Origin of the sequence: Roseomonas sp. E05 (assembly GCF_030063475.1) — a bacterium.
Classification (GTDB): domain Bacteria; phylum Pseudomonadota; class Alphaproteobacteria; order Acetobacterales; family Acetobacteraceae; genus Pseudoroseomonas.
Map to the genome: position 1 here is coordinate 95,152 of NZ_JASIRT010000006.1, position 24,394 is coordinate 119,545.

25 protein-coding genes and 2 tRNA genes are annotated in these 24,394 nt (G+C 71.5%); 19 read left to right on the forward strand and 8 right to left on the reverse strand.

Annotated elements, in window-relative coordinates; genetic code table 11:
* The first annotated feature begins 1 nt into the window (after position 1).
* From QMO56_RS08730 to thiL, 7 genes are read left to right on the forward strand one after another with little or no spacing between them, the layout of a single operon-like run.
* The gene (locus QMO56_RS08730) at positions 2-577 is read left to right on the forward strand and encodes an N-acetyltransferase (protein WP_283524971.1); all 576 of its coding nucleotides are present in this window, start codon (positions 2-4) and stop codon (positions 575-577) included.
* Positions 574-1,725, forward strand: a complete 1,152-nt coding sequence (ribD, locus tag QMO56_RS08735; RefSeq protein ID WP_283524973.1) for a bifunctional diaminohydroxyphosphoribosylaminopyrimidine deaminase/5-amino-6-(5-phosphoribosylamino)uracil reductase RibD — start codon at positions 574-576, stop codon at positions 1,723-1,725. The genes QMO56_RS08730 and ribD overlap by 4 nt, the downstream gene beginning before the upstream one ends.
* Positions 1,726-2,343 carry a riboflavin synthase gene (locus QMO56_RS08740; RefSeq protein ID WP_283524974.1) on the forward strand — a complete coding sequence of 206 codons (618 nt, stop codon included), beginning with the start codon at positions 1,726-1,728 and terminating at the stop codon, positions 2,341-2,343.
* Positions 2,340-3,464 carry a 3,4-dihydroxy-2-butanone-4-phosphate synthase gene (gene ribB, locus QMO56_RS08745; protein ID WP_283524975.1) on the forward strand — a complete coding sequence of 375 codons (1,125 nt, stop codon included), beginning with the start codon at positions 2,340-2,342 and terminating at the stop codon, positions 3,462-3,464. The genes QMO56_RS08740 and ribB overlap by 4 nt, the downstream gene beginning before the upstream one ends.
* Positions 3,461-3,943, forward strand: a complete 483-nt coding sequence (ribH, locus tag QMO56_RS08750) for a 6,7-dimethyl-8-ribityllumazine synthase (RefSeq protein WP_283524976.1) — start codon at positions 3,461-3,463, stop codon at positions 3,941-3,943. The genes ribB and ribH overlap by 4 nt, the downstream gene beginning before the upstream one ends.
* Positions 3,940-4,440, forward strand: a complete 501-nt coding sequence (gene nusB, locus QMO56_RS08755) for a transcription antitermination factor NusB (protein ID WP_283524978.1) — start codon at positions 3,940-3,942, stop codon at positions 4,438-4,440. The genes ribH and nusB overlap by 4 nt, the downstream gene beginning before the upstream one ends.
* 48 nt (positions 4,441-4,488) lie before the next feature.
* Positions 4,489-5,466, forward strand: a complete 978-nt coding sequence (gene thiL, locus QMO56_RS08760) for a thiamine-phosphate kinase (RefSeq protein WP_283524980.1) — start codon at positions 4,489-4,491, stop codon at positions 5,464-5,466.
* A gap of 58 nt (positions 5,467-5,524) precedes the next feature.
* On the opposite strand, the gene QMO56_RS08765 is transcribed toward thiL, so the two are convergent.
* Positions 5,525-6,742: an MFS transporter gene (locus tag QMO56_RS08765; RefSeq protein WP_283524982.1), complete on the reverse strand. Its 1,218-nt coding sequence runs from the start codon at positions 6,740-6,742 to the stop codon at positions 5,525-5,527.
* Positions 6,743-6,881: 139 nt separating this feature from the next.
* Here QMO56_RS08765 and QMO56_RS08770 point away from each other — a divergent pair, with 139 nt between their 5' ends.
* Positions 6,882-7,583: a DUF6544 family protein gene (locus QMO56_RS08770; RefSeq protein ID WP_283524983.1), complete on the forward strand. Its 702-nt coding sequence runs from the start codon at positions 6,882-6,884 to the stop codon at positions 7,581-7,583.
* Between the two features lie 13 nt (positions 7,584-7,596).
* On the opposite strand, the gene QMO56_RS08775 is transcribed toward QMO56_RS08770, so the two are convergent.
* Positions 7,597-8,421 (reverse strand): RNA methyltransferase, encoded by an 825-nt coding sequence (locus tag QMO56_RS08775; RefSeq protein ID WP_283524985.1) that lies wholly within the window; start codon positions 8,419-8,421, stop codon positions 7,597-7,599.
* Between the two features lie 81 nt (positions 8,422-8,502).
* Positions 8,503-8,871 (reverse strand): DUF305 domain-containing protein, encoded by a 369-nt coding sequence (locus tag QMO56_RS08780; RefSeq protein WP_349362348.1) that lies wholly within the window; start codon positions 8,869-8,871, stop codon positions 8,503-8,505.
* A gap of 164 nt (positions 8,872-9,035) precedes the next feature.
* On the opposite strand from QMO56_RS08780, the gene QMO56_RS08785 reads away from it, so the two are divergent.
* A complete protein-coding gene (locus QMO56_RS08785) occupies positions 9,036-9,902 on the forward strand; it encodes a sulfite oxidase heme-binding subunit YedZ (RefSeq protein ID WP_283524986.1) in 867 nt (288 codons plus the stop codon).
* A gap of 32 nt (positions 9,903-9,934) precedes the next feature.
* On the opposite strand, the gene cysS is transcribed toward QMO56_RS08785, so the two are convergent.
* Complete coding sequence (cysS, locus tag QMO56_RS08790) at positions 9,935-11,368, reverse strand: cysteine--tRNA ligase (protein WP_283524987.1); 1,434 nt, start codon at positions 11,366-11,368, stop codon at positions 9,935-9,937.
* A 101-nt stretch (positions 11,369-11,469) separates the two neighbouring features.
* Positions 11,470-13,245 carry a bifunctional diguanylate cyclase/phosphodiesterase gene (locus QMO56_RS08795; protein ID WP_283524988.1) on the reverse strand — a complete coding sequence of 592 codons (1,776 nt, stop codon included), beginning with the start codon at positions 13,243-13,245 and terminating at the stop codon, positions 11,470-11,472.
* 293 nt (positions 13,246-13,538) lie between these two features.
* Here QMO56_RS08795 and QMO56_RS08800 point away from each other — a divergent pair, with 293 nt between their 5' ends.
* Positions 13,539-14,489: an N-carbamoyl-D-amino-acid hydrolase gene (locus tag QMO56_RS08800; RefSeq protein ID WP_283524990.1), complete on the forward strand. Its 951-nt coding sequence runs from the start codon at positions 13,539-13,541 to the stop codon at positions 14,487-14,489.
* A gap of 117 nt (positions 14,490-14,606) precedes the next feature.
* On the opposite strand, the gene QMO56_RS08805 is transcribed toward QMO56_RS08800, so the two are convergent.
* Positions 14,607-14,783 carry a hypothetical protein gene (locus QMO56_RS08805; protein WP_283524992.1) on the reverse strand — a complete coding sequence of 59 codons (177 nt, stop codon included), beginning with the start codon at positions 14,781-14,783 and terminating at the stop codon, positions 14,607-14,609.
* A 1,230-nt stretch (positions 14,784-16,013) separates the two neighbouring features.
* Positions 16,014-16,087 (reverse strand) — tRNA-Gln (locus tag QMO56_RS08810).
* Positions 16,088-16,262: 175 nt separating this feature from the next.
* On the opposite strand from QMO56_RS08810, the gene QMO56_RS08815 reads away from it, so the two are divergent.
* From QMO56_RS08815 to QMO56_RS08850, 8 genes are all read left to right on the forward strand, one after another.
* A complete protein-coding gene (locus QMO56_RS08815; protein ID WP_283524993.1) occupies positions 16,263-17,333 on the forward strand; it encodes a Ppx/GppA phosphatase family protein in 1,071 nt (356 codons plus the stop codon).
* 13 nt (positions 17,334-17,346) lie between these two features.
* The gene (locus QMO56_RS08820; protein ID WP_283524995.1) at positions 17,347-18,027 is read left to right on the forward strand and encodes an RlmE family RNA methyltransferase; all 681 of its coding nucleotides are present in this window, start codon (positions 17,347-17,349) and stop codon (positions 18,025-18,027) included.
* Positions 18,028-18,155: 128 nt separating this feature from the next.
* The gene (guaB, locus tag QMO56_RS08825; protein ID WP_283524997.1) at positions 18,156-19,679 is read left to right on the forward strand and encodes an IMP dehydrogenase; all 1,524 of its coding nucleotides are present in this window, start codon (positions 18,156-18,158) and stop codon (positions 19,677-19,679) included.
* 9 nt (positions 19,680-19,688) lie between these two features.
* Entirely contained in the window at positions 19,689-21,008 is a 1,320-nt protein-coding gene (locus QMO56_RS08830; protein ID WP_283524999.1) for an RsmB/NOP family class I SAM-dependent RNA methyltransferase, read from the forward strand.
* A gap of 33 nt (positions 21,009-21,041) precedes the next feature.
* Positions 21,042-21,611: a GNAT family N-acetyltransferase gene (locus QMO56_RS08835; protein ID WP_283525000.1), complete on the forward strand. Its 570-nt coding sequence runs from the start codon at positions 21,042-21,044 to the stop codon at positions 21,609-21,611.
* A 158-nt stretch (positions 21,612-21,769) separates the two neighbouring features.
* Positions 21,770-22,078, forward strand: coding sequence for an integration host factor subunit alpha (locus QMO56_RS08840; protein ID WP_283525001.1), 309 nt, complete (start codon positions 21,770-21,772; stop codon positions 22,076-22,078).
* A 62-nt stretch (positions 22,079-22,140) separates the two neighbouring features.
* Positions 22,141-22,578, forward strand: coding sequence for a MerR family transcriptional regulator (locus QMO56_RS08845; RefSeq protein WP_283525003.1), 438 nt, complete (start codon positions 22,141-22,143; stop codon positions 22,576-22,578).
* 63 nt (positions 22,579-22,641) lie between these two features.
* Positions 22,642-22,718: transfer RNA gene (locus QMO56_RS08850), tRNA-Pro, on the forward strand.
* Positions 22,719-22,897: 179 nt separating this feature from the next.
* Here QMO56_RS08850 and cysK read toward each other — a convergent pair.
* Positions 22,898-23,827: a cysteine synthase A gene (cysK, locus tag QMO56_RS08855; protein WP_283525004.1), complete on the reverse strand. Its 930-nt coding sequence runs from the start codon at positions 23,825-23,827 to the stop codon at positions 22,898-22,900.
* A 111-nt stretch (positions 23,828-23,938) separates the two neighbouring features.
* Here cysK and QMO56_RS08860 point away from each other — a divergent pair, with 111 nt between their 5' ends.
* Entirely contained in the window at positions 23,939-24,394 is a 456-nt protein-coding gene (locus QMO56_RS08860) for an Rrf2 family transcriptional regulator (RefSeq protein WP_283525005.1), read from the forward strand.

Sequence of the window (24,394 nt, forward strand, 5' to 3'; positions counted from 1 at the left end):
CGTGGTCAAGCTCTTCCATCCCGCGGCGCTGGCCGTCGGGGGCATGTCCGTCATCTCCTTCCCCGGCAGTGTGCCGCTGCGGGCGGCCCGCGCGGCCGACCATGCCGCCCTGGCCGCGCTCTCCGCGGAAGCCTTTGCCCAGGGGGCGGTGGCGCTGGTGCCGGCCGGCCTTCGGGCCGGGGCCGATGCCGCGCGCTTCCGCGCCCTCTTCGCGGCCGGCGGTCCGCTGCTGCTGGCCGAGGACGACGAGGGCCGTCCGCTGGGCTGCATCCTCGCCGAGCCCGCCATCGAGAACGGCACCGCCCGCCTGACCGGCCTTTGGGTGGCGCCGCAGGCCGCCGGCCAGGGCATCGGCTCCGCCCTGCTGGAGGCGATGGAGGCGCTGCTCGCCGCCGAGGGTGCGGCGGTGCTGCGCCTGCGGGTGCCGGGCGGCAATCTGCGCGCCCTCGGCCTGTTCCGTCGCCGTGGCTATGCGATGCTGGCTGCGGGCCAGCGGAGCGAGCCGGTGCTGCGCGTGCAACTGCCGCATTGCATGCTCGCCAAGCCGCTGCCGGCTCCGGTCAGCGCCGCGGCATGAGCGGAGCGCCCATCCCCCCCGACCCGGCCCAGGACGCGGCGCATATGCGCGCCGCGCTGGCGCTGGCCGCGCGCGGGCTGGGCAATACCTGGCCGAATCCCTCGGTTGGCTGTGTCATCGTCAAGGAGGGCGCGGTGGTCGGGCGCGGCTGGACCGCACCGGGCGGCCGCCCCCATGCCGAGACCGAGGCGCTGAAGCGCGCCGGCGCCGCCGCACAGGGCGCCACCGCTTATGTCACCCTGGAACCCTGCTGCCACTGGGGCCGCACGCCCCCCTGCACGGATGCGCTGATCGCCGCCGGGGTGGCGCGCGTGGTGGTGGCGCTGCGCGACCCGGACCCGCGTGTGGACGGCGCCGGGCTGGAGCGCCTGCAGGCCGCCGGCGTGACGGTGGCGGTCGGTGTGCTGGAGGCGGAGGCGCGGGCGCTGAACGCCGGCTTCATCATGCGCCTGGAGGAAGGTCGCCCGCTGGTGACGCTGAAGCTCGCCACCACGCTGGACGGCCGCATCGCCACCCGCACCGGCGAAAGCCAGTGGATCACCGGCCCGGCTGCGCGCCGCGCGGCCCATGCGCTGCGCGGCCGGCATGACGCCGTGCTGGTCGGCAGCGGCACTGCGCTGGCCGACGATCCGGACCTTTCCTGCCGCATCCCCGGCTTCGCGCCGGTGCCCACCGTGCGCGTGGTGGCCGATGCGCGGCTGCGCGTGCTGCCCACGGCCCGGATGTTCCAGGGGCCGGGCCCGGTCTGGATCGCCACCCGCGCCGGCCATCCGGATGCGCCACGCGAGGCGCTGCGCGCCGCTGGCGCCGAGATCATCGAGGTGCCGGAGGCGGCGGAGGGGCCGGGCCTCGACATTGCCGCACTGCTGCGGGCGCTGGCGGCGCGCGGCCTGACCCGCGTGCTGGCGGAAGGCGGCGCAGCCCTGGCGGCCGGGCTGCTGCGCGCCGGGCTGGTGGACCGGCTCGCCTGGTTCCATGCTCCGGCGGTGATGGGAGCCGACGGGCGGCCCGCCGCCGATGCCCTGCCGTTGGAGGTTCTCGCTGCCATGCCCAGATATCGCCGTGTCGGCCTGGCGCCGCTGGGGCCGGACCTGCTCAGCGAGTTCGTCACCGAGGGAACCGTCACCGAGGGATCTGGGGCTGCCTGAATGTTCACCGGCATCATTACCGCCACCGGCATCGTCGCTGCCATCGAGCCCATCGGGGAAGGGCACGACATGCGCCTGGCCATCGAGGCGCCCGAGGGCTGGCTGGAAGGCGCCGCCATCGGTGCCTCCATCGCCTGTTCCGGCTGCTGCCTGACCGTGATCACGCTGGCGGCCAACCGCTTCACGGTCGAGGTCTCGGGCGAGACCCTTTCCAAGACCACGCTCGGCCGCTGGCGCGAGGGCAGCCGCATCAACCTGGAGCGCGCGCTGCGCATGGGCGACGAGATGGGCGGGCATGTCGTCTCGGGCCATGTGGACGGCGTCGCCGAGGTGCTGTCCGCGACGCCGGAGAACGGCTCGCTGCGCATGCTGTTCCAGCTTCCGATAGGCCTCGCGCCCTTCGTTGCGCCGAAAGGCTCGATCACCATCGAGGGCGTCTCGCTGACGGTGAACGAGGTCGAGGGCGCCAGCTTCGGGGTCAACCTGATCCCCCATACCGCAGCCGTCACCACCTTGGGCGAGCTGCGGCCCGGCCAGCAGGTGAATGTCGAAATCGACATGCTGGCACGCTACGTCGCACGGCTGCGTCAGTTCAACGCCAGGGATCTCACCGCATGACCGTCCTGACGAGCCGCATCTCCTTCGCCGAGTTCCTGAGCCCGACGGAGGAGTTGCTTGAGGAGGCGCGCCGCGGGCGCATGTTCATCCTGGTGGATGACGAGGACCGCGAGAATGAGGGCGACCTCGTCATCCCCGCGCAGTTCGCCACGCCGGATGTCATCAACTTCATGGCCCGCCACGCGCGCGGCCTGATCTGCCTGGCGATGACCAAGGCGCGTGTCGAGCAGCTCGGCCTGCCGCTGATGGCGCAGAGCAACGGCACCCGCCACCAGACCGCCTTCACCGTCTCGATCGAGGCGCGCGACGGCGTGACGACCGGCATTTCCGCCGCCGACCGCGCCCGCACCGTGGCGGTTGCCATCAACCCCGAGGTCGGGCGCGACGAGATCGTGACGCCCGGCCATGTCTTCCCGCTGGTGGCGCGCGAGGGCGGCACGCTGGTGCGCGCCGGCCATACCGAGGCGGTGGTGGACCTCGCCCGCCTCGCCGGGCTGAACCCGGCCGGCGTGATCTGCGAGATCATGAACGAGGATGGCACCATGGCCCGCATGCCGGACCTGGTGGCCTTCGCCCAGCACCACGGGCTGAAGCTCGGCACCATCGCCGACCTGATCGCCCATCGCCGCCGCACCGAGCGGCTGGTCCGCCGTGTCCAGGAAGGACAGCTGCCCGACGCCCCCGGCGGCGAATGGCGCATCGTCGTCTATGCGAACGCGCTGGAATACGGCGAGCATATCGCGCTGGTGAAGGGTGACGTCACGCGCGGCGGCCCGGCGCTGGTGCGGATGCACGCGGTCAACCTGTTCACCGACATCGTCGGCCCGCAGGGGCCGCACGAGCTGCAGGCCGCGATGCGGGAGATCGGCGAGGCCGGCCGGGGCGTGGTGGTGCTGATCCGCGAGGTCAGCCCCACGGCCCTGTCGGAGCGGGTGCGCGACGGCCGCCAGCTCCCGGTCCGGCCCGAGCTGCGCGACTACGGCATCGGCGCGCAGATCCTGACGGATCTCGGCGTGCACGAGATGATCCTGCTGACCAACCACCCCAAGGCCATTGTCGGCCTCGAGGGCTATGGCCTGACCGTGGCCGAGACACGACCGATCGAGGAAGGGGCCACATGAGCACCATCGACGCGCCCGAGCGCGCCACTCCCACCATTCCCGGCCCGCCCCCGCGCATCCTGCTGATCCAGGCGCCCTATTACGCGGAGGTGGTCGGTGGCATGCGGCGCGGTGCCGAGCGCGTCCTCGCCGAGGCCGGCGCGGCACTGGAGGTGGTGGAGGTCGCCGGCGCCTATGAGCTGCCGGCGGCGCTGCGCATGGCGCAGAAGGTCGCCCCGGGCTGGGACGGCTTCCTGCTGCTGGGCTGCGTGGTGAAGGGCGAGACCGACCACTACCAGTTCATCTGCGAGGCCGTCTGCCAGGGCGTGATGGACATCAGCAGCGAAACCGGCCTGGCGCTCGGCTTCGGCCTGCTGACGGTCGAGACCCTGGCGCAGGCCGAGGCGCGCAGCGCCGAGGACCGCCACAACAAGGGCGCGGAGGCGGCGCATGCCGTACTCGGCCAGATCGCCTTGGCGCGGAAGTGGGGGCAGCGATGAGCGCCACCTCCGGCAAGCCCCGCCGCCCGGACACGCAGGGCCGGCCGCGTACCGGCTCGCGTGTCGCCGCCATCCAGGCGCTGTTCCAGAGCGAGCTGACCGGCGAGACCGCCGAGACGGTGATCGACCAGTTCGTGCGCCACCGCATCGGCCCCGATGCCGGCGGCTACGAGGATGGCCGCGTGCCCCTGGCCGACGTGCCGCTTTTCGCCGAGTTGGCGCGCGGCGTGGCGCGCCAGTCCGAGAGCCTGGACGCCATCATCGCCGGCCATCTGGCGAAGGACTGGACGGTGGCGCGGATCGATCCGGTGCTGCGCGCCCTGCTGCGCGCCGCCGCCTTCGAGCTGTCCTCCGGCTCGGAGCCGCCGGCGCGGGTGGTGATCAACGAGTACATGGACATCGCCCATGGCTTCTTCAGCGGCGACGAGCCGCGCTTCGCCAATGGCGTGCTCGACGCCATGGCACGCAGCCTGCGCGCGGACGAGTTCCGGCGATGACGGCCCGGCCGGGGTGGCTTCCGCGCCCTGGCCTCGCCGCCGAAGCGGATGGCGCTCGTGACGCTGCCCCCTGAATTCGACCTGATCGCCCGCCATTTCCGGCCGCTGGCCGGTCCCGGCGCGCTCGGCCTCACCGACGACGCCGCCGTGCTCGCCCCGCCGCCCGGGCGGGAGCTGGTTCTCGCGGCCGATGCCATGGTGGCCGGCGTGCATTTCCTGCCGGACGACCCGCCGGAGACGATCGGCCGCAAGCTGCTCCGCACCAACCTCTCCGACCTCGCCGCCATGGGGGCGGCGCCGCTCGGCTACCTGATGACCACGGCGCTGCCGCGCGGCACCGGGGAGGCCTGGCTTGCCGCCTTCGCCGCCGGGCTGCGGGAGGATCAGGCGGAGTTCGGCCTCGCCCTGCTGGGCGGCGACACCGTCTCGACACCCGGCCCGGTGACCCTCTCGCTGACCATCCTCGGCCATGTCGCGCCCGGCGCGGCGCTGCGCCGCACCGGCGCGGCACCGGGGCAGGACATCTGGGTCTCCGGCAGCATCGGCGACGGGGCGCTGGGGCTGGCGGTGCTGCAGGGCGAGCTGCCCGCCGACGCCGAGGGGCACCTGGCCGGGCGCTACCGGCTGCCGCGCCCGCGCCTGGCGCTCGGGCAGGCGCTCGCCGGGCTGGCCACGGCCGCGATGGACGTCTCGGACGGGTTGGTGCAGGACCTCGGCCATCTCTGCCGCGCCGCCGGCTGCGGCGCCCGGCTGCAGGCGGCGGCGGTGCCGCTTTCCGGGGCCGCCGCGGCGCTGCTGGCCTCCCGCCCGGCGCTGCTGCCCCGGCTGCTCACCGGCGGCGACGACTATGAGCTGCTCTTCGCCGCGCCGGCCGTGGCGGCGGCGGATATCGCGGCGCGGGCGGCGGCCTGTGGCGTGAATGTCACGCGCATCGGGCGCTTCGTGCCCGGCGCGGCGGCGGTGACGGTGCAGGACGCGCAGGGAATGCCGCTGCACCTCGACCGGGGGGGCTGGAGCCACTTCTGAAGGCCGCCGGAACGGCCCGGGCGGCCGCGATGGCCGCCCGCTGCCCTGTGCGCGCCGCTCAGCTGATGGCCGGCCGTGCCCGGAAGGAGCCGGTGGCCCAGAGCGTCGCGGCGGCGGCCAGCAGCGGCGGCAGGGAGACCCAGCACACCATCTCCCAGCCATAGCTGTTGAGCAGCCCGCCGGACGCGAAGGAGCCGACCACCATCAGGCCGAAGACCAGGAAGTCGTTCAGGCTCTGCACCTTCGTGCGCTCCTCCGGGCGGTGGCATTCGACCACCATGGCCGAGGCGCCGACGAAGCCGAAGTTCCATCCCAGGCCAAGGAAGATCAGTGTCAGCCAGAAATGGCCGACCGAGGTGCCGGTGAGGCCCGCCGCCGCCGCGCAGGCGGTCAGCAGCAGGCCGGCGGTCACCACCCGGGGGGCGCCGAAGCGCGCGATGATGCGGCCGGTGACGAAGGAGGGACCATACATGGCGATGACATGCCACTGCAGGCCCAGATTCGCGTCATCCTGCGAGAGCCCGCACATCCGCATGGCCAAGGGCGCCGAGGTCATGACGAGGTTCATGATGAGGTAGGAGATCACGCCGGCCGTGACGGCGCTGACGAAGCGCGGCTGGCGGGCGATCTCGGAGAGCGGGCGGCCGCGCTCGCGGGCCTCGCTCGCCTTCGGCTTCGGCAGCCGCACCCCGGCGAGCACGAGGGCGCAGAGCACCGCCACGGCAGCCTGGGCGAGGTAGGTCGGCACGAAGAGGTAGGGGGGCCACAGGTCCATGGTGTGCGTGACGAGCTGCGGCCCGATCACCCCCGCGAAGACGCCGCCCGCCATGACGGCGGAGATCGCCTTCGCGCGCTGTGCGGGCAGCACGCAGTCGGCCGCGGCGAAGCGGAAGGTCAGCACGACAGCGGCATAGGCGCCGCCAAAGAAGGTGGCCAGGCAGAACAGCCAGAAGGAGGCCGCCATCACCGCCAGCGCGGCCAGCAGCCCGACGAGAACGCCGCAGCCCGTTCCCAACAGGAAGGCGGCGCGGCGGCCGTAGCGCTGGGCCAGCGCCCCGGCAGGCAGCGTGCAGGTCGCCATGCCGACCACGAAGATGGTGATCGGCAGGGTGGCGAGCGCCTTGTCCGGTGCCAGCGAGTTGCCAACCACCGCGCCGGTTGCATAGACGATGGTGGCGTTGGCCCCGGCCAGCGCCTGGGCGATGGCAAGCCGGGCGACGTTTCCCCGCTCATGGGGCGGTGCCGCCTCCAGGGCGGCTTGTGCTTCCTTGGTCATGCCGCCTTATAGGAGCTTTTCATGGAGCTGGGCCAAGGCAGGGAAAGGATGCTGGCGCGCTTCGGTGGAGGAGGCTGCCATGGCCGGCTGGGTGGCGCTGCCTGGCGCCCGCCCCTGACAGGCGGTCCGGATGGAACCCGTGCCCGCCGCTGAGCCCCGCGTCGTCGGGCCGGCGCTGCCCGAGGCGGTGCGCCGCCTTGCGGCGGGCCTCGGCGCCCCCGGCGACGCGTCCCTCGCGGAGGTGGCGCTGACGCAGTCCGGCACGATGCGCGGGGCACCCGGCGCCCGGCCGCTGCGGTTCTCCGCGCGCCAGCGCATCAACCTGCGGCAGCTTGCCTTCACCTGGCGCGCGACGATGGGGCCCTTCGGCTGCGTCTCGGTTGTGGACGCGCTGGATGAGGGCGGGGGACGACTCGACGTGCGGCTCCTGCGCGCCATCCCCCTTGGTGGCGCCACGGATGGCCCGGCGCTGATGAAGGGCGAGATCATGCGCTACCTGGCCGAGCTCGCCTGGGCGCCTGACGCCCTCCTGGCGAATGCCGCGCTGGAATGGCGGGCGCTGGACAGTCAGACCCTGCGGGTCGCGGCCGGCCGGGGCCCGGCGCGCGGGGAGGTCACGCTCCGGCTGGACGCGCTGGGCCGCATCGCCGAGGCCGCGGCGGAGGACCGCCCGCGCCGGGAGGGAGCGGGCTTCGTCGAGCGGCCCTGGCGCGGCCGGTTCTCCGACTATCGCCAGCACCAGGGGCGCTGGATTCCCTGCGCCGCCGAGGTGGACTGGATCCTGGACGGGCACCCCTTCACGACCTGGAGCGGCACACTCCGGAGCTGGGCGGTCGGCTGAGGGGCCGGAGCACTCAGCCAGCGCTCCAGGGCGGGGCCGGGTCCTGCTCCTCCGGCCGGCCGCGCCGCATCCGGCCGCGGGACAGCTCGGTGACCACGCCATGCAGGGTGCGCAGCTCCTGCTCCGTCACCTCGCCTCGCTGGAACCAGTGGCGCAGGTTGCGCACCATGCCCGGCCGCTTGGCGAGGTTGTCGAGGAAGCCGGAGGCATCCAGCTCCGCCACCAGACGGTTGAGGAAGCCCTCCAGCTCGCCCTTGGTGGCGACATGCGTCTCGTTGGTGACGAGTTGGCGCGGCGGCGTGCGGTCCTCGGCGGCGTTCCACCACTCATAGGCCAGGATCATCACCGCCTGGGCGAGGTTGAGCGACATGTGGTCGGGGTTGAGGGGGTAGCGCACCCAGGTGTCGGCATGCGCCATGTCCTCGTTCTCCAGTCCGGCCCGCTCGGGGCCGAACAGCACGGCGCAGCGCAGCGCCCGGCCGCGGCAGATCTCCACCAGATCCTCGGCGGCGGAGCGGGCCGTGCGCAGGGGGGCGATGACATGGCGCGGCCGGGGGCAGGTGGCGAAGACGCGGTGGCAGTCGGCGACGGCTTCGGCCACCGTGGCATGGACCGTCACGGCGTCGAGAATGCGGTCGGCGCCGGAAGAGGCGAACCAGGCGCGCTCCAGCGGCCAGCCGTCGCGCGGCGCCACCAGCCGCAGGTGGAACAGCCCGCCATTCGCCATGGCGCGCGCCGCCGTGCCGATATTCTCGGCCAGCTGCGGCCGCACCAGCACGACGATCGGGCTCTCGCCGGGCAATGGCTTCAGGTCGGCGCCACCGTCGCGGCCGGTCATGGGCGGGTCATCCTCACGGGTGAAGGGCTGGTGGGCCGCCCCGATAGCGCCCCCAGGCGCCCGACGGAAGGGGGCGGCCGCTCAGCGCCGCCGCGGCGGCTCCAGATAGGTCCGCAGCACGGCGATCTCCTGCTCCTGGGCGGCGATGATCTCCTCCGCCATCTGCCGCAGCACCGGGTCCTTGCCGTAGCGGAGCTGGGTGCGCGCCATGTCGATGGCGCCCTGGTGATGCGCGATCATGCCGGCGGCGAAGTCGCGATCCGGGTCGCCGGTGAAGGGGACGTCCATGCCGCGGTGCATCCGCTCGGCCGCCGCCCGATACTCCGCCGTGGCGGGGGAGTCAGGCGCCGCGCCGCCGGGGGCGGCATGGCCGGCGTGCTGCGCCTGCCCGGGGCTGGCGAGAAGCAGGGCAGCGAGCAGGCCGCCGGTCGCCAGAAACATGCGGGTCATCAAGTTCTCCGGTCCTACAAGGGTCCCACGGGCAGATCTCACCTTCCCGCGGGGGAAGGCAAGAGCCGGCCATGCGGGGAGATGTTCGGTAACACAAGAGGCCGCTGTCAGGACGGGGTGGCAGCCCCAAATGCCTGTGACCCACACCCGGTGCCGGAGACCTGATGGCCCAGCCTCGCCGCCGCTTTCCGCCGCCCTGGCAGGACCGCCAGGGGCAGTTCTCGCCCCTGAAGCTGGCGGTGCTGCTGGGACTCACCCTGCCGGCGCTCTGGCTGGCCTGGCTGGCCTTCCGGGGCGGGCTCGGCCCACGCCCGATCATGGAGGCCATCCATCAGGCCGGCCTCTGGGCCGTGCGCATCCTGCTGCTGTCGCTGCTGATCACCCCGCTGCGGCAGGTGCTGCGCTGGCCCCGCGCGATGCTGGTGCGCCGCATGCTGGGCCTGGGGGCGCTGGCCTATGCGTTGCTGCACCTCACCCTCTACGCGCTGGACCTGGGCTGGGACCTGGCGAAGGTGGCCAGCGAGATCGTGCTGCGCTTCTATCTGACGATCGGTTTCGTGGCGCTGCTCGGGCTGCTGGCGCTGGGCGTCACGTCCACCGATGGCTGGGTGCGCCGGCTCGGCGGCCCACGCTGGCAGCGCCTGCACCGGATCGTCTACGGCATCGGCGTGCTGGCACTGGTGCATTTCGCCCTGCAGTCGAAAATCGATGTGACCGAGGCGATGCTGATGGCCGGCCTGTTCCTCTGGCTGATGGGCTATCGTGCGGTGGCGCCGAAGGGCGGTGCGCCGGGCCTGCTGAGGCTGGCTGGGCTGGCCGTGGCGGCGGCGCTGGGCACGGCGCTGCTGGAGGCCGGCTGGTACGCCGTGGGCACCGGCATCCCGCCCTGGCCGGTGCTGGCGGCGAACCTGGATGTCAGCTTCGGGTTGCGCCCGGCGCTGTGGGTCGGGATCGCGGGCGCTGCCGCCGTGCTGCTGCGGGCTGCGCGCCTGCTGCGGGAACGCCTGCCGGCCGCGCGCCCGGCCCATTGAGGCCAGGGCGCGGGCCAGGAGGGGAGGGGTGTTCAGGCCCGGCGCCAGGTGGTGCCGTCCGGCCCGTCCTCCAGCACGATGCCCTGCGCCGCCAGCTCGGCGCGGATGCGGTCGGCCTCCGCCCAGTCCTTCGCCTTCCGTGCCGCCAGCCGCGCGGCGATGGCGGCCTCGATGGCGGCCGCCTCGCTGCCGCCGCCGCCCTGGCGCCAGGCGACCGGATCGCTGCCCAGCAGCCCCAGCACTCCAGCCGCCTGTCGCATCGCCGCCGCCGCCTGGCCGGATTCCGGCTGCCAGTTCCGCCCGACACGGGCCAGCACCGTGGCCGCCGAGCCACCCACCGTCGCCACGTTCTCCAGCGTGCGCAGGTCGCGCAGGCGGGTCAGGGCGAGGGGCGTGTTCAGGTCGTCCGCCAGCGGCTCCAACACCCATTCCGCCATCTCCGCCACCAGCGGGTCGTCCGCCTCGGGCTGCGGCAGGTCGCGGGCGAGCAGGGCGTAGAAGTCGTCCAGCTCGGCCTTGGCCTCCTCCAGCCGCTCGGCGGTGTAGTCGAGGGCGGCGCGGTAGTGCGTCTTGAGCAGCAGCAGGCGGAAGGCCTCGCCGGCCCAGGGTCCGCCGGCCAGGATGTCCCGCACGGTCAGGAAGTTGCCGAGCGACTTCGACATCTTCTCGCCGTTCACCAGCAGCATGCCGTTGTGCAGCCAGTAGCGGGCGAAGCGGCTGCCCGGGAAGGCGCAGACGGACTGCGCCAACTCGTTCTCGTGGTGCGGGAAGAGCAGGTCGTGCCCGCCGCCATGGATGTCGAAATCGGTGCCGAGATAGCGCCAGGACATGGCCGAGCACTCGATGTGCCAGCCCGGCCGGCCGCGGCCCCAGGGGCTCTCCCAACCCGGCAGGTCGGCCTCCGAGGGCTTCCAGAGCACGAAGTCACCGGGGTCGCGCTTGTAGGGCGCGACCTCCACGCGGGCGCCGGCCAGCATCTCCTCCGGCGAGCGGCCGGAGAGCGCGCCATAGGCGGCGTAGCTCGACACCGCGAAGAGCACATGCCCCTCGGCGACATAGGCGTTGCCATTGGCGATCAGCCGCTCGATCAGGGTGATCATGCGGTCGATATTCTCGGTCGCCCGCGGCTCCTCATCCGGCGGCAGGCAGCCGAGCGCCACCATGTCGCGGTGGAAGTCGGCCGCGGTGCGGGCGGTGATGGCGGCGATCGGCTCGCCGCTCTCGCGCGAGCGGGCGTTGATCTTGTCGTCCACGTCCGTGATGTTGCGGACATAAGTGACGCGCGGGAAGCGCCGGCGCAGCAGGCGCGCCAGCACGTCGAACACCACGACCGGGCGGGCATTGCCGAGATGCGCGAGGTCATAGACCGTCGGGCCGCACACATAGAGGCGCACATGCTGCGGATCGAGCGGGACAAACGTCTCCCGCCGGCGCGTGGCGCTGTTGTGGAAGGCCAGTTCGGTCATCACGCTGCCTTGTCGGGCTGGTTGGCGGGAACGAGGGGGGGTCGTGCGCCAGATCGGCGCCCCGCGTCAACCTCCGAGCTACGGCGGCGGGGCCGGAGGGCTCAGGCAGCCCGCCGACAGAGGGTGGCGAACTGGTCGGGCGACATGGGGCGGCCGTAGAGGTAGCCCTGGACCTCCTCGCAGCCTTCCTGACGCAGCAGCTCCGCCTGCTCGCTGCTCTCCACCCCCTCCGCATGGGCGCGGATACCCAGCGTCTGGCTGATGCCCATCACGGCGCGCACGACCGCCTTGGCCTTCGGGTCATCGGCCAGATGCCGCACGAAGCTGCGGTCGATCTTGATCTTGTCGAAGGCGAAGCGGCTGAGATAGCCGAGACTGGAATAGCCGGTCCCGAAATCGTCCATCGCGAGCCGCACGCCAAGGTTCCGCAACCGGCCCAGGGCTTCGAGCGTGTCGGGGGTGTCGCGCAGCAGGATGCCCTCGGTGATCTCCAGCTCCAGCCGCTCCGGCGCCAGGCCCGCCCGCTGCAGCGCCGCCTTCACTGTCCCGTCCAGGTCGGGCAGCAGGAACTGCAGCGGCGACACGTTGACCGCGACGCCGATCGGCGCCGGCCAGAGCGCGGCTTCGCGGCAGGCTTCCTGCAGCACCCAGGCCCCGAGCGGCCCGATCAGTCCGATCTCCTCCGCCAGGCCGATGAACCGGTCGGGCGGGATGTCGCCATGGCCGGGGCGGTGCCAGCGCAGCAGCGCCTCCGCACCGAGCACGCGTCCCGAGGCCAGGCAGACCAGCGGCTGGTAGGCCAGGCGGAACTGGCCCTCCTGCAGCGCGCGCCGCAGGTCCCGCTCCAGGGCGTGCCGCTCCCGCAACTGCTCGTTCAGCTCCGGCGTGAAGAAGCGGAACCCGGCGTGGCCGCTCCGCTTCGCCTGATACATCGCGAGATCGGCCTGCTGCACCAAATCATGGGGACCGGCCGGCTCGCCCGGGCATCCGAGCGCGATGCCGATGCTGGCGCCGATCTCGACCTGATGGCTTCCCAGGACGAAGGGCGTGGCGAACTGCGCGAGCAGCCGGGTGGCCAGGGCGGCGGCGGCCTCGGGCCGGGTGCCGGTCTGCAGGATGGCGAATTCGTCGCCGCCGAGGCGTGCCAGGACGTCGCCGGCGCGCAGCGCCCCGGAGAGCCGCCGGGCCACCGCGATGAGCAGCGCATCGCCGCTGGCATGCCCGAATGTATCGTTGACCGGCTTGAAGCGGTCGAGATCGATCAGCAGGACCGCCAGGGCTTCATCCTCCCGCCGCGTGCCTTGCCACGCCTGCAGCAGCCGGTCCTGGAAGGCGTCGCGATTCATCAGGCCGGTCAGGGAGTCATGGGTGGAGAGATGGGCGGCCCGGCCGAGCGCATCGGCCAGCGCGCGGAACGGCAGCAGCCGCAGCAGGAGGAAGACCAGCAGGCCGAGTCCGGCGCAGGGAGCCAGCAGCAGGGCGGCGCCCAGGAAGGCGGGCCGCACCGAGCGCACCACCTCGACCTGCCACAGCACATCCCCCTCCGTGACAAAGAGGGCGCGGCGACGCAGCACGGGGGCCGGCAGGGCCACTTCCGGCTCCTCGGCGATCAGGACGGTGCCGTCCGCCCATAGGAGGCGCTGGATCTCCGGCTGCTGCCCGCCCGCCTCGCCGCGCAGGATGCGCCGGAGGTAGGCTTCGCTGCCGGGCGCATTCAGCAGCCAGCCCTGCCGCGTCAGCGCGGCCGCCAGGGAGCGGGCCCGCGCTTCAAGCGCTCCGACCTCATAGGCACGCTGCCCCAGGAAATAGCTGGCGGGCGGCACGAGGGCGGTGACGAGCGCCGCCAGCAGCGCCAGCAGCGCGATGAGGGCAGACAACGGATTACGGTGCGACGCGAACATCCGGCTCCAGCCGGGGCGAGCGCCGGGCTTCGAGGCTGTGCGGGCAGAGGGCCCCGCGGCGAGGCTCTGCGTCATTGAAGATGGTCCCTCCTGGGCCCTCCACGCGGCAAAAAGCGCGCCATCGTCGAGCAGCGGCAGATTGGCTGAGCACGCGTCGCCAGCCGGTTAACACGGGGGCTGGCTGCCGCGCCGGATTGCCTCCCGGGGAAGGCTGCGGCATTCGGGGAAAGTCCATCCGCCGCCATGCGGTCCAGCTGAGGGTTTCCGCCATGTCCCGTATCCTGCGTGTCGCCGCTGCCCAGATGGGGCCGACACAACGCGCCGATTCCCGTTCGCAGACCCTGGCGCGGATGATCGCCCTGCTGGAGCAGGCGGCGGCCGGCGGTGCGCAGCTCGTGGTCTTCCCCGAGCTGGCCTTCACCACCTTCTTCCCGCGCTGGCTGCTCGACGAGTCGGCGCTTGACGCCTTCTATGAGACCGCCATGCCGGGCCCCGGCACGCAGGCGCTGTTCGACCGCGCGCGCGCACTCGGGGTCGGCTTCTATGTCGGCTATGCCGAGAAGACGCCGGAGGGCAAGCGCTTCAACAGCGCCATCACCGTCGGGCCGGACGGCACGCTGCTCCAGAAATACCGCAAGATGCACCTGCCGGGCTCGGTCGAGCCACGCGCCGGCTCCCGCTTCCAGCAGCTTGAGAAGCGCTACTTCGAGTACGGGGACCTCGGCTTCCCGGCCTTCCGGGGTCCGGCCTCCTGGGGCGAGCCCGTGCTGGGCATGCTGGTCTGCAATGACCGCCGCTGGCCGGAAGCCTGGCGCATGTACGGGTTGCAGGGGCTGGAGATGCTGCTGGTCGGCTACAACTCGGCCGCCTACGACCCCAATGGCGGCGACGGTGAAGACGCCGCGCTGCGCACCTTCCACTCGCAGCTGATGGCGCAGGCCAATGCCTACATGAACGCGAGCTGGGCGGTGGCGGTGGCCAAGGCAGGGGATGAGGATGGCTCAGGCCTGATCGGCGGCTCCTGCATCGTGGACCCGAACGGACGCATCGTGGCGGAGGCAAGGACTTTGGCCGACGAGGTCATCCTGGCCGAATGCGACCTCGATCTCTGCCGCCAGGGTAAGGAGAAGATGTTCAACTTCGCGGCCCATCGCCGCCCGGAAGCCTATGGGCTGATCACCAGCCAGAGGGGTGCCGAGCCGCCGGCCCGCGCGGGGTGAGGGAAGGCGGTGTCCGCCCGGAGTTGGGGCGGACACCGCGCAAGTCATCCATCAGGCAGACGAAAGCCCGGCTGGGGGGCCGGGCTCCGCGGAGAACAGGGATGGGTAGGAAGAGGCTTACCAGCGGCCGAAGGAGCCGAGCGTAAGGGGGTTGCGCTCGCCCCAGGAGTTCCAGCTGGCATAGCCGCTGCCAGCTTCGCTGCGGAAGGTGTCGTAGCGATCGCCTTCCGGAGCGGCAGGGCTCGGGCGGCGCTCGGCAGTCGTTTCGCTCTGGGTCGGCTTGCGGTCCATCATAGGGCGGCCTCCTCTGCTGTCATCCTAATTAGGGCAAGTCGTGCCACATTTCAGCCCTAAATGTGGCGGTTCTGGCTTATTTTGCCCTAATCGTGAAGAGAACGGCCGGTTATGTGCCGCCCCCGGACGGCTGCGAGGGGTGGGTGGATCGAAAAAATACTCTATATTTCAGGTATTTATTGGTGATTCTGCAACGGAGGGGAAGAACACAGGCGGCCCAATTCAGGACACATTTGCCTCTCATCCCTTCCTATGGGAGGCGCCTGGTGCAAGCCGCGCAGCAATGCGTGCCCACTCCTCCGCCAGGCCGTACGCTGCGAGAACCCGTGTGGCGGTCTCGCTGTAGCCACGGATCTCGCCAATTTCGAGCTTGAAGGCCGCGGCTTCGGGAGAATCCGTGAGCAGAAGATCAGTTAGCAGGCGCAGCGTGTCTCCGACCTCGCTTCGGCGAGCTTCTCGCTTCAAACGGCTCCTGAGGGAGTTCGACATGGGCTCGCCGAAGCGCGGCGGCCGCCCCCGCTTCTTCTGTGGCGACACGGAATTCCGCACGGCGGCCTCATTTCCTGCATCGCCGCACGGCGTCTCGTCATGGCGCTCCGCAGCCGCCTGGACGTACCGATCGCCTGCGCTGCCCTCGGCTGTGCTGTCCGCTTGCGCCTGCTCTTCCCGCGGCCGGGGGACGCTGCCTCCGGCGGGCACCGGGTCTACACTCTCCTGTTGGGGTTCGCGCTTTTGCGGCGCTACAGAATCCCGGGCCCTGCCCATGACGCTCTCCGGCTTTATGTGGCGCCACGTAAGATGCCCAAGGCGGGGCTGGACCACAAGTATTTCGTGGCGACACATAAAACTTGCCAGATCCTCTAAGCTCAAGGCTCCGAAGATATTCTAAGCAGGCACAGAGCAGCGCTTCGCTCCAGGGCGTGCAGCAGGGCGCCGCTTGCAGGGGGAAGGGCGGCGATCGCGACGGTGCCGTGGCTCAGCCATGCTGCCCGCTCCACATGCAACAGCAGCCAGGAAACCGGCCCTTGCTTATGGCAGGTCATGCCGCCGCGCCGCAGCGCGAGGGCACCTCAAGGATCGTCGGCGGTCATGCGTGAATCAGGCACCGCCCAGCCAGCGACAGTAGAAGACGCGGTCCTGGCAGGAAGGTGGGAGGGCAACAGACAAAGGCGGCTCCGAGCAAAAAGCCGGGCCACCTTCGTCATCATCTACAAATGCTTGGGAGAGTTGTGGCTGGGGAACCTGGATTCGAACCAAGACTGCCCGAGTCAGAGTCGGGAGTTCTACCGTTAAACTATTCCCCACCAGCCGCCCGGCGGTGGCGGCGATATAGCGCCGGTGCAGGAGTGATGCAACCCGTCTGGTGAATCGTTCCGCAGTGCGATGCGAAACTTCTTGCTCTCGCCGCCCATAGGTCGGATCATGAAAAAGCCCCCCGTGTTGCCGCTGCCCCGGCGGCCGTGGGAAGGCCGAATCATCATGCCAGAAGCTGTATCCCGCCCTGCCATCACCTCGCCCCGCACCTGCCCGGACCGTGCTGCCGGGATATTCGCGGCGATTGACCTGGGCACCAACAACTGTCGGCTTCTGGTAGGCGCCCCCACCGCCTCCGGCTCCTTCCGCGTGCTGGACAGCTACAGCCGGGTCGTCCGGCTGGGGGAGGGGCTGGCGACCCATGGGCTGCTCTCCGAAGGAGCCATGGGCCGGGCGCTGACAGCCCTCCAGACATGCGCGCAGAAGCTGCTGCGGCGGCCGCTGCGCCGGCTTCTGGCCGTCACCACCGAGGCCTGCCGGCAGGCCCGCAACGGCCCGGCCTTCGTGGCCGAGGCGCGCGCCGCCACCGGCCTGCCCATCCGCATCATCTCGGCGCGGGAGGAGGCGGAACTGGCCATGGAATCCTGCGCGCCGCTGCTGCGTACGCAGGACCGGCGGGCGCTGCTGTTCGACATCGGCGGCGGCAGCACCGAGATCGCCTGGATCCGCAGCGAGGGCCGCGGCGCCACCGAGCTGATCGGCTATATCTCGCTGCCGCTCGGCGTCGTGACCCTGGCCGAGCGGGCCGGGCTCTGCTGTGGCACGCCGGAGGGCTTCCGGCGGGTGGTGGACGAGGTCGCCGAGGAACTGTCCCGCTTCGACCATGTGCACAGCATCGCGCGCGAGATGCGGGCGGGCGGAGTGCGGCTGATGGGCACCAGCGGCACCGTCACCACCCTGGCCGGCGTGGCCCTGGCGCTGCCGCGCTACTCCCGCCCGCTGATCGATGGCCGCGTGCTGGATACCGAGGCCGCCGACCAGGCGCTGCGTGACCTTTTCGCCCTCGGCCCGGAGGGGCTGCGGGCGCATCCCTGCATCGGGCCGGAGCGCGCCGACTTCGTGCTGCCGGGCTGCGCCATCTATGCGGCGATCCGGAAGGTGTGGCCCTCCTCCTCCGTCACGGTTGCCGACCGGGGACTGCGGGAGGGCATGTTGCTGCGCATGATGCGGCAGGAGCGGGCGGCGCCCCGCCGCGCCGCCGCCTGGCACCGGGCGGCCGCGCATCCCGCCCCTTGAGGATGGAGAAATCGTGAAACTGCCGAGCGAGGCCGGACGCGGCCTGACCACGCGCCTGCGCACCGCCAAGGGCCGCAGCACCGCCAGCCAGAAATGGCTGGAGCGGCAGCTGAACGACCCCTATGTGCGCGCCGCCAAGGCCGCCGGGTGGCGCTCCCGCGCCGCCTTCAAGATCCTGGAGCTGGACGAGAAGTACAAGCTGTTCCACCCCGGGCAGCGCGTGGTGGACCTCGGCGCCGCGCCCGGCGGCTGGACGCAGGTTGCGGTCCAGCGGGCGGGCGAGCACGGCAAGGTGGTGGGCCTCGACCTGCTGCCGATGGACGAGATCGCCGGCGCCATCCTGCTGGAGGGCGACTTCCAGGACGAGGCGGTGGAGCAGCGTGTGCTGGAGGCGCTGGACGGACCGGCCGACCTGGTGCTCTCCGACATGGCGCCCAACACCACCGGCCACAACGCGACCGACCATCTGCGCATCCTCGGCCTGGTCGAGCTGGCGCTCGACTTCGCCGGCAAGGTGCTGAACCCGGGCGGCGGCTTCGTCGCCAAGGTGTTCCAGGGCGGCACGGAGCGCGACCTGCTGAACCGCATGAAGCGCGACTTCGCCACCGTGAAGCACGCCAAGCCGCCGGCCAGCCGCAAGGACAGCGCAGAGATGTATGTGGTCGCCCAGGGCTTCCGTGGCAGGCAGGGCTGAGCGGGTGGCGCGGGGCGCCCTTGCGCGATCATCACGCCTGCGATGCTTGCGGCGAAGCGCGATTCTGGGGTAGGGGGACGCGCCAAGGCTGCGGAACGCGCCTGTGAGTTCTGCGAAAGGCTCCCGCCATGGCTCCCGACACCATCCCGACCGACGGCCCCGCTGAACGCGGCGCCGCGCCGCGCCGTACCCTCATCGCCGAGGCCTATGCCTTCGATGACGTGCTGCTGGTGCCAGCCTATTCGACGGTCCTGCCGTCGCAAACCGACATCCGCACCCGGCTGACGCGCGAGATCGCGCTCAACATGCCGGTGATCTCCGCCGCCATGGACACGGTCACGGAAAGCCAGATGGCCATCGCCATGGCGCAGGCCGGCGGCATCGGCGTCATCCACAAGAACCTCACGCCGGAGGAGCAGGCCGCGCAGGTCCGGCAGGTGAAGAAGTTCGAGAGCGGCATGGTGGTGAACCCCGTCACCATCCATCCCGACCAGACCCTGGCCGAGGCCCAGGCGCTGATGGCCAGCTACCGCATCAGCGGCATTCCGGTGGTCGAGCGGGAGAGCAACCGCCTGGTCGGCATCCTGACCCACCGCGACGTGCGCTTCGCCACCGATCCCAACATCCGCGTCTACGAGCTGATGACGCGCGAGAACCTGGTGACGGTGACGGCCGAGGTCTCGGCGGAGAAGGCGCGGGGGCTGCTGCACAAGCACCGCATCGAGAAGCTGCTGGTGGTGGACGATGCCTATCGCTGCATCGGCCTGATCACCGTGAAGGACATGGACAAGGCCCAGGCCAACCCGAACGCGGTGAAGGACGCGATGGGCCGCTTGCGCGCCGCCGCCGCCACCGGCACCGGCGAGGACGGGCTGCGCCGCGCCGAGCTGCTGATCGCGGCCGAGGTGGACGTCATCGTGGTGGACACCGCGCATGGCCATTCGGCGGGCGTGCTGAAGGCGGTCGAGCGCATCAAGCAGCTTTCCAACAGCGTGCAGGTGATCGCCGGCAACGTGGCGACGCCCGAGGCGGTCGAGGCGCTTGCCGAGGCGGGGGCGGATGCGGTCAAGATCGGCATCGGCCCCGGCTCCATCTGCACCACGCGCATCGTCGCCGGTGTCGGCGTGCCACAGCTCACCGCGGTGCTGGAAAGCGCCGCGGCGGCGCATGAGAAGGGCATCCCCGCCATCGCCGATGGCGGCATCCGTTCCTCGGGCGACATCGCCAAGGCGATCGCCGCGGGCGCCGACTGCGTGATGATGGGCAGCCTCTTCGCCGGCACGGACGAGGCGCCGGGCGAGGTGTTCCTCTACCAGGGCCGCTCCTACAAGTCCTATCGCGGCATGGGCTCGATCGGCGCCATGGCCCGCGGCTCGGCCGACCGCTATTTCCAGGCCGAGGTGCAGGACCAGATGAAGCTGGTGCCCGAAGGCATCGAGGGCCGCGTCGGCTACAAGGGGCCGGTCGGGCCGGTGGTCCATCAGCTCGTCGGCGGCCTGCGTTCGGCCATGGGCTATACCGGCAACGCGACCATCGCCGAGATGCAGCGGGGCTGCACCTTCCGCCGCATCACCAATGCCGGCCTGCGGGAGTCGCATGTGCATGACGTGGCGATCACCCGCGAGGCGCCGAACTATCGCCAGGAAGGCTGACGCCGCGCCATGACTCCCGCCGCGCGCATTGCCGCCACGGTGGCGCTGCTCACCGAGGTGGAGGCCGCGCCGCGCCGCCCGGCCGATGCCACCGCCAACGCCTTCTTCCGCGAGCGCCGCTACATCGGCAGCGGCGACCGCCGGGCGGTGGCGGAGCGCGCCTGGGGCGTGCTGCGCCAGCGCTTGCGGCTGGAATGGCACCTCGCCACGCGCGGCCTGCCGCCGACGCCGCGCCTGCTGCTGATGGCGTATCTCCTGCTGGTGGAGCGCTGGGCGGGGGCCGAGGTCCTGCAGGGCTTTCCCGGTGGCCGCTTCAACGCCGACCCGCCCGACCCGGGCGAGCTGGCCACCATCAAGGCGCTGGAAGGCGCACCGCTGGTTCCGCCTGGAATGCCGGAGGGGCCGCGCCACAACCTGCCGGACTGGGCGCTGCCCGGTTTCCAGGCGCGCTTCGGCGAGGCGCTGCCGGAGGCTGCCGCCGCGATGGATGGCAGCGCGCCGCTCGACCTGCGCGCCAACCTGCTGCGCGGCACGCGCGAGCAGGCCGCCGCCGTGCTGGCCGCCGAGGGCATCCAGGCTGAGCCGATGGCCTTCTCTCCCTGGGGGCTGCGGGTGCCGGACCGCCGGCCGATCCTGGCCAGCCGCGCCTTCACCGAAGGGCTGATCGAGATCCAGGACGAGGGCAGCCAGCTCATCGCCTTGCTGACCGGCGCCAGACCAGGCATGCGGGTGGCCGACTACTGCGCCGGCGCCGCCGGCAAGACGCTGGCCGTCGCTGCCATGATGGGGAACCGGGGGCGGATCGTCGCCTGCGACGTCTCGGCGACACGCCTGGAAGGGGCGGCGAAGCGGCTTCGCCGGGCCGGCGTGGACAATGCTGAGCGCCATCTCCTCACGCCGGGCGATCGCTGGGTCAAAAGGCGCGCCGGGCAGTTCGATTGTGTCTTGGTTGATGCACCTTGCACGGGCAGCGGAACCTGGAGACGCAACCCTGACGCGCGGACTCGGACGAGCTTTCGCGACTTCGAGGAGCTAATCACGAAGCAGCGCGCTATCCTGGATAGTGTTGCCGGTCTGGTTCGCCCCGGCGGAAAGCTGGTCTACGCTACCTGTTCGGTCTTGCCGGAGGAGGACGGAGTGCAGGTGCAGAACTTCCTGTCGGATCACCCCGCCTACGAGGCGGTGCCGCTGGCGGAAGCCTGGACTGACGCCTTCGCGCCTGCAGCGCCCTCTGCGCCGCCGCCCGGGACAGGGCCCTGGATGGAACTGGCCCCCCATGATCACGGGACGGATGGCTTCTTCGCCGCCGTCCTGCGGCGAAAGGCCTGACGCAGCCCGGAAAGGGAGGGGAGCCACGCGCCGATGATCTGCATCCGCCGGGCCCAACCCGCCGACGCCACCGCCATCGCGGCTGTGCACATCGCCTGCTGGCGCAGCACCTATCCTGGCCTGCTGCCGGACGCCTATCTCGCCGGCCTTTCGCTGCCGCGGATCGCCGGCGGCTACCACCGCAGCCTCGTCGAGCGGCAGAACGGAGAGGCGCTCTTCGTCGCCGTCTTGCCGCCCCAGCAACAGGAGGAGGAGGAGGTCCCGCGCGTGGTGGGCTTCGCCTCCTGCCGGAGGGCCCGCCGCCGCGGCCTTGCGCAGGGTGAGATCGAAACCCTCTACGTGCTGGACGACTGGCGCGAGCAGGGGCTCGGCCGCCGCCTGATGCGGGCCGCCGCGGCGCATCTGGCGGCCATCGGCTGCGGTTCGGTCATGCTCTGGGTGCTCACCCAGAACCCCTCCCGCTGGTTCTACCAGCGGCTGGGCGGGCAGCTTGTCGGCATGGAGGTGATCCATGTCGGCGGGCGGCCGGTCGAACAGGCGGCCATGCTCTGGAATCCCATTGAGCGCCTGTTGACCGCGACGGCCCGCGCCGACGGCGCCTGAACGCGGCGCCCCGCCAGGACCGCTGTTGCATAAAAGCATCACCCTGCTGAAGCTTCCACGCCACACCCCGCGGCGCGGTTGACCTCGGCCGGTCATCCCGGTTCTGTTGCAAGAAGAAGGGGTTGCGAGGAGTCTCACGCCATGGGCCGCGCTCGGTCATGAACACCATCACGCGCGCGCAACTGGCCGAGGCGATTTATGCGCAGGTCGGTCTGTCGCGGAACGAAAGCGCCGCATTGCTGGAAGATGTGCTGGAACGCATCTCCGCAGCACTGGAAGCCGGCCGTCCGGTGAAGATCTCCGCCTTTGGAACCTTCTCCGTGCGGCAGAAGGGGATGCGTGTCGGGCGCAATCCCAAGACGGGCGTCGAAGTGCCGATCATGCCGCGGAAGGTGCTGACCTTCCGGCCGAGTCAGGTTCTCAAGGCACGGCTGAATGGCGAGTCGGCCGGCCCTGATGATGAATGACGCCCCCGGCCGTCAGGCCGGTGCCAAGGCTGGATCCGACGATGAATGACGGGGTGCAACTCATGCCTGAGGACCAGGAGGTTTCCGGCCGACTGCGCAAAGCGCCCACTGCTTTCCGCACCATCTCCGAAGTCGCCGAGGATCTGCAGATCCCGCAGCATGTCCTGCGCTTCTGGGAGACCAAGTTCCCGCAGCTCAAGCCGCTGAAGCGCGGCGGCGGGCGGCGCTACTACCGGCCCGAGGACATTGCCCTGCTGCGCCGCATCGGTGATCTCCTCTACACGCAGGGCTACACGATCAAGGGCGTGCAGCGCCTGCTGCGCGAGAGCGGGCTGGAGGGCCCGGAGCCCGGCGAAATGGAAGCCGAGATCGAAGTGGAGGCGCCCCCCGCGCTTTCCGGCCACGCCGCGCTGCGTGACATCCTGGGCGAGCTGGAGGCGATTGCGGCCGAGCTGCGCCTGCTCGGTGAAATGGGGGAGAGCGGCCAGGAAGGCCGATAAGCGCATATCCCGTGATCTGCGGGGCTTGAGGGGGGCGAGCGCCGGTGCTATTGCCCACCGCGTCGGAGCGTAGCGCAGCCTGGTAGCGCATCAGTCTGGGGGACTGGGGGTCGTGGGTTCGAATCCCGCCGCTCCGACCACATCACCCCCCCTGCACCCGGAAGAACGTGCCGGTCCAAGTGGCCAGCGGCCATGCAGCTCCGGCGCTGAAATACATCCTCCCTTCTGGCGTTCTCCACCCAATGCGGGTCTGCGGCCGGCTCCAGAGGGTCGGCGCGCAGGTCTGGCAGCCCGGTACTCGTTGCCCAGGCGGCGCCGCTCACAGCCCCGCGAACAGGTCCGTCGAAAGGTAGCGCTCCGCAAAGGAAGCGGCGATGCCGACGATCAGCCTGCCTTCCATCGCCGGGTCCGCCGCCAGGTCCAGCATCGCATGCAGCACGGCGCCGGAGGAGATGCCGATCGGCAGCCCCTCGGTACGGGCGCAGAGCCGGGCGGCGGCGAAGCTCTCGCGCTCCGTCACTCGCCGCACCTCGTCGATCCGCGCCAGTTCCAGCACTGCCGGGCGGAAGCCGGCGCCGATGCCCTGGATCTCGTGCGGACCGGGATCGTCGCCGGAGAGCACGGCCGACTCGGCCGGCTCCACGCCGATCACCCGCAGCCCCGGGCGGCGGGGTTTCAGCGCCCGCGCGATGCCCGTCAGCGTGCCGCCGGTGCCGATCCCGCCGAGCACGGCATCCACCTCGCCTGCCGTGTCGGTCCAGATCTCCTCCGCGGTGGTGGCCTCATGGGCGGCCGGGTTGGCGGCATTGTCGAACTGCCGCGGCATCCAGGCGCCTGGCGTGGAGGCGACAATCGCCTCCGCCCGCGCGATGGCGCCGGACATGCCCTGGCTGGCCGGTGTGAGCTCCACCTCCGCGCCGAGCAGGCGGAGCATCTTGCGCCGCTCGGTGCTGGCTCCGTCCGGCATGGTCACGATCAGCCGGTAGCCCTTGGCGGCGGCCACGAAGCCGAGCGCGATGCCGGTATTGCCGGAGGTCGGCTCCACCAGCACCGATTCGCCGGGCGTGATGCGCCCCTCGCGCTCCGCCGCCTCGATCATCGCCAGCCCGATCCGGTCCTTCACCGAGCCCAGCGGATTGAAGAACTCCAGCTTCAGCGCCAGGCGTGCGTGCAGGCCATGCGCTGCCTCCAGGCGGGGCAGGCGGACCAGCGGCGTGTTGCCGATGGTGGAGAGCACGCTCGGATGCATTCGGCCGGCGCTTTGCGCCGAACAGGCGGGCGTGGCGGATCGGGAGGTGTTTCCTTCGCGCATGGGCGCGGTATATCACGCCTTGTGCGCGTGGATCAGGGGGCAGTCACGATGTTATTGCGGCGGGACCGGGCGATGACCGCGGTTTCCATTGTCCTGGACGTGGCCTTCCATGCCGGGCGCGGCACCACGGTCCCGGCGGGCGACATCGCCGACCGGCTGGGCGAGGCGCGGCGCGGCATCGAGCCGGTGCTGCAGGCCCTGTCGCGCGCCGGCATCCTGAGCAGCACACGCGGCCCGAAGGGCGGCTACCGGCTCGGGCGCGCGGCGCGGGACATCACGCTGGCCGAGGTGGTGGGCGCGGTCAGCGCGCCGGAGGCCGGCGCACCGACCGAGGACATGCCGCCCTCGCCCCTGCAGAGCCTGGTGATGCAGCCGCTCTGGGCGGAACTGGAAGGGGCGCTGCTGGAGATGCTGGGGGGCCACACCGTGGCCGAGTTGCTGCGCCGCGCAACTGTCGCGGGCCTGCGCCGGCCCGCGCCGGAGGCGCTGAACTTCGCCATATGA

Excerpts from the sequence above, each read along its gene's own strand:
- QMO56_RS08765 (WP_283524982.1), bottom strand. The coding sequence starts at position 6,742 with ATGACCAAGGAAGCACAAGCCGCCCTGGAGGCGGCACCGCCCCATGAG.
- cysS (WP_283524987.1), bottom strand. The coding sequence starts at position 11,368 with ATGACCGAACTGGCCTTCCACAACAGCGCCACGCGCCGGCGGGAGACG.
- QMO56_RS08845 (WP_283525003.1), top strand. The coding sequence starts at position 22,141 with ATGCCTGAGGACCAGGAGGTTTCCGGCCGACTGCGCAAAGCGCCCACT.
- QMO56_RS08800 (WP_283524990.1), top strand. The coding sequence starts at position 13,539 with ATGTCCCGTATCCTGCGTGTCGCCGCTGCCCAGATGGGGCCGACACAA.
- nusB (WP_283524978.1), top strand. The coding sequence starts at position 3,940 with ATGAGCGCCACCTCCGGCAAGCCCCGCCGCCCGGACACGCAGGGCCGG.
- ribB (WP_283524975.1), top strand. The coding sequence starts at position 2,340 with ATGACCGTCCTGACGAGCCGCATCTCCTTCGCCGAGTTCCTGAGCCCG.
- cysK (WP_283525004.1), bottom strand. The coding sequence starts at position 23,827 with ATGCATCCGAGCGTGCTCTCCACCATCGGCAACACGCCGCTGGTCCGC.
- QMO56_RS08835 (WP_283525000.1), top strand. The coding sequence starts at position 21,042 with ATGATCTGCATCCGCCGGGCCCAACCCGCCGACGCCACCGCCATCGCG.
- thiL (WP_283524980.1), top strand. The coding sequence starts at position 4,489 with ATGGCGCTCGTGACGCTGCCCCCTGAATTCGACCTGATCGCCCGCCAT.
- QMO56_RS08740 (WP_283524974.1), top strand. The coding sequence starts at position 1,726 with ATGTTCACCGGCATCATTACCGCCACCGGCATCGTCGCTGCCATCGAG.
- QMO56_RS08805 (WP_283524992.1), bottom strand. The coding sequence starts at position 14,783 with ATGATGGACCGCAAGCCGACCCAGAGCGAAACGACTGCCGAGCGCCGC.
- QMO56_RS08840 (WP_283525001.1), top strand. The coding sequence starts at position 21,770 with ATGAACACCATCACGCGCGCGCAACTGGCCGAGGCGATTTATGCGCAG.
- guaB (WP_283524997.1), top strand. The coding sequence starts at position 18,156 with ATGGCTCCCGACACCATCCCGACCGACGGCCCCGCTGAACGCGGCGCC.
- ribH (WP_283524976.1), top strand. The coding sequence starts at position 3,461 with ATGAGCACCATCGACGCGCCCGAGCGCGCCACTCCCACCATTCCCGGC.
- QMO56_RS08815 (WP_283524993.1), top strand. The coding sequence starts at position 16,263 with ATGCCAGAAGCTGTATCCCGCCCTGCCATCACCTCGCCCCGCACCTGC.
- QMO56_RS08830 (WP_283524999.1), top strand. The coding sequence starts at position 19,689 with ATGACTCCCGCCGCGCGCATTGCCGCCACGGTGGCGCTGCTCACCGAG.
- QMO56_RS08860 (WP_283525005.1), top strand. The coding sequence starts at position 23,939 with ATGTTATTGCGGCGGGACCGGGCGATGACCGCGGTTTCCATTGTCCTG.
- QMO56_RS08780 (WP_349362348.1), bottom strand. The coding sequence starts at position 8,871 with ATGACCCGCATGTTTCTGGCGACCGGCGGCCTGCTCGCTGCCCTGCTT.
- QMO56_RS08775 (WP_283524985.1), bottom strand. The coding sequence starts at position 8,421 with ATGACCGGCCGCGACGGTGGCGCCGACCTGAAGCCATTGCCCGGCGAG.
- QMO56_RS08785 (WP_283524986.1), top strand. The coding sequence starts at position 9,036 with ATGGCCCAGCCTCGCCGCCGCTTTCCGCCGCCCTGGCAGGACCGCCAG.
- ribD (WP_283524973.1), top strand. The coding sequence starts at position 574 with ATGAGCGGAGCGCCCATCCCCCCCGACCCGGCCCAGGACGCGGCGCAT.